Consider the following 4,696-nt stretch of genomic DNA (forward strand, 5'->3'; position numbering starts at 1 on the left):
CGCACCATCATTCCCACCGATGAGCCGCCCGCGATCAGGGCTCGCGGTCTGACCAGGCGCTTCGACGGCTTCACTGCTGTCGACGCTGTCAGCTTCGAGATCGGGCGCGGCGAGATCTTCGGCTTTCTCGGCTCCAACGGCTGCGGCAAGACGACGACAATGAAGATGCTGACCGGCCTCATGCCCGCCACCGAGGGCGCGGCATGGATCCACGGCCAGCCGGTCGACGCGCAGAACCTCGATACCCGTCGGCGCGTCGGGTTCATGTCGCAATCCTTCTCGCTCTACGGCGAACTGACGGTACGCGAGAACCTCCTGCTGCATGCCCGCCTCTTTCATCTCGGTCCGTCGGTCACGGCGGCGCGCATGGCCGATCTGGTGCCGCGCTTCGGGCTCGACGCCTATGTGGACCAGACCGCAGCCGCCCTGCCGCTCGGCGTCCGCCAGCGCCTGTCGCTGGCCGTGGCGGTGATCCACGCACCCGACATCCTGATCCTCGACGAACCGACCTCTGGTGTCGATCCGCAGGCCCGCGACGCGTTCTGGGAAATGCTCACCGATCTCGCGCGCGAAGACGGGGTGACGATCTTCATCTCGACGCATTTCATGGACGAGGGGATGCGCTGCGACCGGATCTCGCTGATGCATGCCGGCAAGGTTCTGGTCACCGGCGCGCCGCAGAAGATCGTCGAAGATCGCGGCGCGAAGTCGCTCGAAGACGCATTCATCGCCCACATGCTCGACGCCATGCCGCCCGAGCCGGCCGAAGGCGATACCGCCCTGACCACCGACGCGGCCCTGCCCGCAGCGACGCCAGCGCCGCGGTTCAGCCTGACGCGGCTGCTCGCCTTCACCACGCGCGAGGCGATGCAGGTCCGTCGCGACCCGGTGCGGCTGGTGTTCTCGTTCGTCGGCAGCGCGGTGCTGCTGCTGATCATGTCGTTCGGCATCTCGCAGCAGGTGCGCGAGATCCCGTTCGCCGCCCTCGACCAGGACCAAAGCCCGGAAAGCCGCGCCTACCTGTCCGGATACGGGGACTCGGACTGGTTCCTCCAGCGCCCCGCGATCAGCAGCGTCGAGGAGCTTGACCGCCGCATGGCCAGCGGCGAGCTTGCGCTGGCGCTCCAGATCCCGCCCCACTTCGGGCGGAGCGTTCGCCGCGGCGAAACGCCGGAGATCGCCGCACGGATCGACGGCACCGATACCAGCCGCGCCGGCACGATCGAAAGCTATGTCGAAGGGTCGCATGCGCATATTCTGTCGGTCAGCTCGCGGTCGGCCCTGCCGCTAAGCGGCCTTGCCGCCGCGAGCGGCCCCGAACAGACCCCGTCCGCGCAGCTGGAGCCGCGGTTCCAGTACAACCCGACGATGGCCAGCCTGCCCGCGATCGGCCCCTCGATTCCGCCGCTCCTGTTACTCTTGTTCCCGGCGATCCTGATGGCGGTGAGCGTGGCACGGGAAAAGGAGATCGGCACGATCACCAATTTCTACGTCACTCCGACCAGGCGCGCCGAGTTCCTGATCGGCAAGCAGCTCGTCTATATCGGCATCACGCTGCTGAACTTCGCCATCCTCACCGCGCTCGTGGTCACGGTCCTCGGCGTGCCGCTCAAGGGCAGCCCGGCGGCGCTGGTGGCGGGCGCGGTCCTCTACGCGGTGGCGGCGACCGGTTACGGCCTTCTGGTGTCAACGATCGCCCGGACGCAGGTCACGGCGGTCTTCGCAGCCGCGATCCTGTCGGTGATGCCCACGTTGCATTTCTCGGGCATGATCACTCCCGTCTCGTCCCTGGAAGGACCGGCACGGATCCTCGGCACGTTCTGGCCCACGACCTGGTACATGGGGCTGAGCGTTGGAGCCTTCACCAAGGGGCTGGGCCTGACGGAACTCTCGGGACACCTGTTGCGTCTCGCCGTTTTCGGCCCGGTGCTGACCGCGCTCGCCGTCCTGCTCCTCAAGAAGCAGGAGCGCTGACGATGCGAAGCCTGGTCAACATCTTCTGGCTTGCCGGGAAAGAGCTGAAGAGCGTCATCGGCGATCCGGTGATGGTCGTACTGATCCTGTGGTCCTTCATCGTCGCGGTGATCCTCGAGGCCAGCGGCGCCGGCGACACGGTCCAGAATGCTGCCATCGCCATCGTCGACGAGGATCGCTCCATGCTTACCCGGCAGATCGCCGACGCGCTCGTTCCGCCCTGGTTCCAGCCGCCGACGATGATGGGCGCCGCCGAGGCGGCTGCGGCGATGGATGCGGGCCGGATCATGTTCGCCCTCGGCTTCCCCCCCGGTTTTGAAGCCGACGTGATCGCGGGCCTTGCGCCTGCCGCGCAGCTCGAGGTCGATGCCACCGCCGTCAGCCAGGCTCAGCTCGGCACCGACTATATCGCGAACATCCTGGCCTCCGAGACCCGAGCCTTCCTGACCGGCAATCCCGAGGCGCCCGACCCCGCCCTGCGGCTGGAACTGCGCCGCGCGTTCAACCCGAACGGCGATCCGGTCTGGTTCAAGTCGGTGTCCTCGCTGCTGAACCAGCTGTCGCTCCTGACCATCGTGCTGACCGGCGCGGCGATGCTGCGCGAGCGCGAACAGGGCACGATCGAGCACCTCATGGTGATGCCGCTCACCCCGCTCGAGGTGGCCCTCTCGAAGGTGCTGGCGAACGTCTCCGTGGTGCTCGCGGCGTTCACGCTATCGCTTCTCTTCGTGGTGCAAGGCCTCTTGCAGGTGCCGGTGACGGGATCGCTGTGGCTGCTTCTGGCCGGCACCGCGATCTATCTGGTGGCCGCCGCGGCCATTGGGATGTTCCTCGGCACCATGGCGCGCAGCATGGCGCAGTTTGCGCTCCTCGTCATCATGGTGATCATCCCGATCATCATGCTGTCAGGCGGCTTGAGCGCGATCGAAAGCCAGCCCGATGCGGTGCAGCGCCTCACTCTGGCGCTGCCCTCGCGCCATTTTCTGGCTTTCGCCAAGGCCGTCGTGTTCCGCGGCGCCGGGCTCGGCACGGTCTGGTTGGAATTGGCGCTGATGGCGGGGCTCGGGATCGCGTTCTTCGCGGCAAGCCTCATGCTGTTCCGCCGTTCCATGAGCACGGCGGGGTGAGTGCATGCGTACTGCGCGCGGCAAATGTGCCGTATCCCCGATGCAAAGGGTCGCCACCGCGACAACCTTGCGTGCGGTCTTGTGCTGGGCAAGGCCCCTGTTGCTGCTGGTCTTCCTCGGAACGGGCGGGTGTGCGCAGCGGCCGGGTCCGGAGGGTCTTGTCGTCGTCCGGGCCGAGGGTTCGCCCGCGGCCACTGTGACTGTCGAGGTCGTCACGAACCGCGAACCGGACGCGTCAACTGGCGGCTATTCCGATCGTCGCTCTTCCGAATTGACCTTCGAGAGGTTCACGATATAGGTCCCGCCGGATCACCAGGTCACGCAAATCGAGTGGCCATCGGAGAGGCCGGATCCGGCGACGAGCTTCGCCGTGACGAAGCGGCGGGTGCTACCGACGTTCCAATTGGACAGGGCGCCGGCCACCGATGACAATGCTGTGTACCCATCGCGCAGACGCGACGTCGTCATCTTCGTGCACGGCTATAATTACGCCTTCCAGGAGTCGCTTTTCCGGCTTGCGCAGATCGCCACCCACGGAGGTCTGGATGAAGCGCCAATCCTCTTCGCCTGGCCCTCTGCTGCGTCGGTGACGGGTTACGTCGCCGACCGGGATGCGATCACATACTCGCGCGACGACCTGGTTCGTTTGCTGACGATCGTAACGAACAGTCCTGACGTAGGACGGATCACCCTTTTCGGGCACTCCATGGGGGCCATGCTCCTCGCCGAGGCGCTTCGACAGTTGCGGCTCACGGGCCGGGACCGCTCGATCGAGCGGCTGGAAGACGTTGTGCTGGCAGCCCCCGACATCGATATCGACGTGTTCCGCGCTCAGATGGAGATCATCGGAAGGCTTGATCCGCCGATGACATTACTTGTCGCACCGGATGATCGCGCGCTGCGCGTCTCGGCACGGCTCGCAGGTTCTCGCAGCAGGGTCGGCAGCCGCGACGTCCGGGATGCGCAGGTGCAGGCATTGGCGGCTGTCAACGGAATCCGGGTCATCGACATCTCGGAAGTATCGGCGCCGGACGCGACAAGACACAGCCGGTTCGTCGAACTTGTAACGGTATTTCCCCGGCTGCGAACCGAAGGGCGTGGCACCATCGCCCAGACCGGGGCTTTCCTGCTCCAGCCACTGACCGCCGTGCTTGTGCCGCCGCACCGATGATCGGGGCTGTCGCCCAGGTGCGAGTGGGACAGTGAGACGTTGCTCGCTCCGCCAGCAGGAATTGCGTTGGTCCGCCAATGCGAAAACTGTCGAATCGGCTTGAGCCGTCGAGCACGCTGCACGCAGAGGTCGATCGCGGCTGACGAATGCGAAGTGGTCGCCTTCGATACCTTGAGCGCGGCACGACACCCGAGGATTTTTGGACCTGCCACTTTCGACGGTCACCCCGCCTTCGTCCCCCAGAAGGACGTGTGCTCGGCGCGGCATTGTTGCAGAAAGGCGGCCTTCGACGTGAGGGCCCCTTTCCCCTTCAGGTTCAGGCCACGCGAACGATCTCGGCGGTGCCGAGAGCATTGAAGCGGTTGATGAGTGCGACGCGGATGTGGATTTCGGCGGTTTGGCGGTCGGGGGTGAGCCATTGGAG

3 protein-coding genes are annotated in these 4,696 nt (G+C 66.0%); all 3 read left to right on the forward strand.

The window, feature by feature from the left end:
- Positions 1–1,974, forward strand: a 1,974-nt coding sequence (locus ENN83_RS01795) for an ABC transporter permease (protein WP_287183350.1), incomplete at its 5' end; no start/stop codon positions are given.
- 2 nt (positions 1,975–1,976) lie between these two features.
- The gene (locus ENN83_RS01800) at positions 1,977–3,101 is read left to right on the forward strand and encodes an ABC transporter permease (protein ID WP_287183351.1); all 1,125 of its coding nucleotides are present in this window, start codon (positions 1,977–1,979) and stop codon (positions 3,099–3,101) included.
- A 370-nt stretch (positions 3,102–3,471) separates the two neighbouring features.
- Positions 3,472–4,272 (forward strand): alpha/beta hydrolase, encoded by an 801-nt coding sequence (locus ENN83_RS01805; RefSeq protein WP_287183353.1) that lies wholly within the window; start codon positions 3,472–3,474, stop codon positions 4,270–4,272.
- Positions 4,273–4,696 lie beyond the last annotated feature (424 nt).

Origin of the sequence: Rhodovulum sp. (assembly GCF_011048875.1) — a bacterium.
Classification (GTDB): Bacteria; Pseudomonadota; Alphaproteobacteria; order Rhodobacterales; family Rhodobacteraceae; genus Rhodovulum; species Rhodovulum tesquicola.

What these genes read in the sequence shown, in the direction of transcription:
- ENN83_RS01800 (WP_287183351.1), top strand. Translation starts at nt 1,977, where the DNA reads ATGCGAAGCCTGGTCAACATCTTCTGGCTTGCCGGGAAAGAGCTGAAG.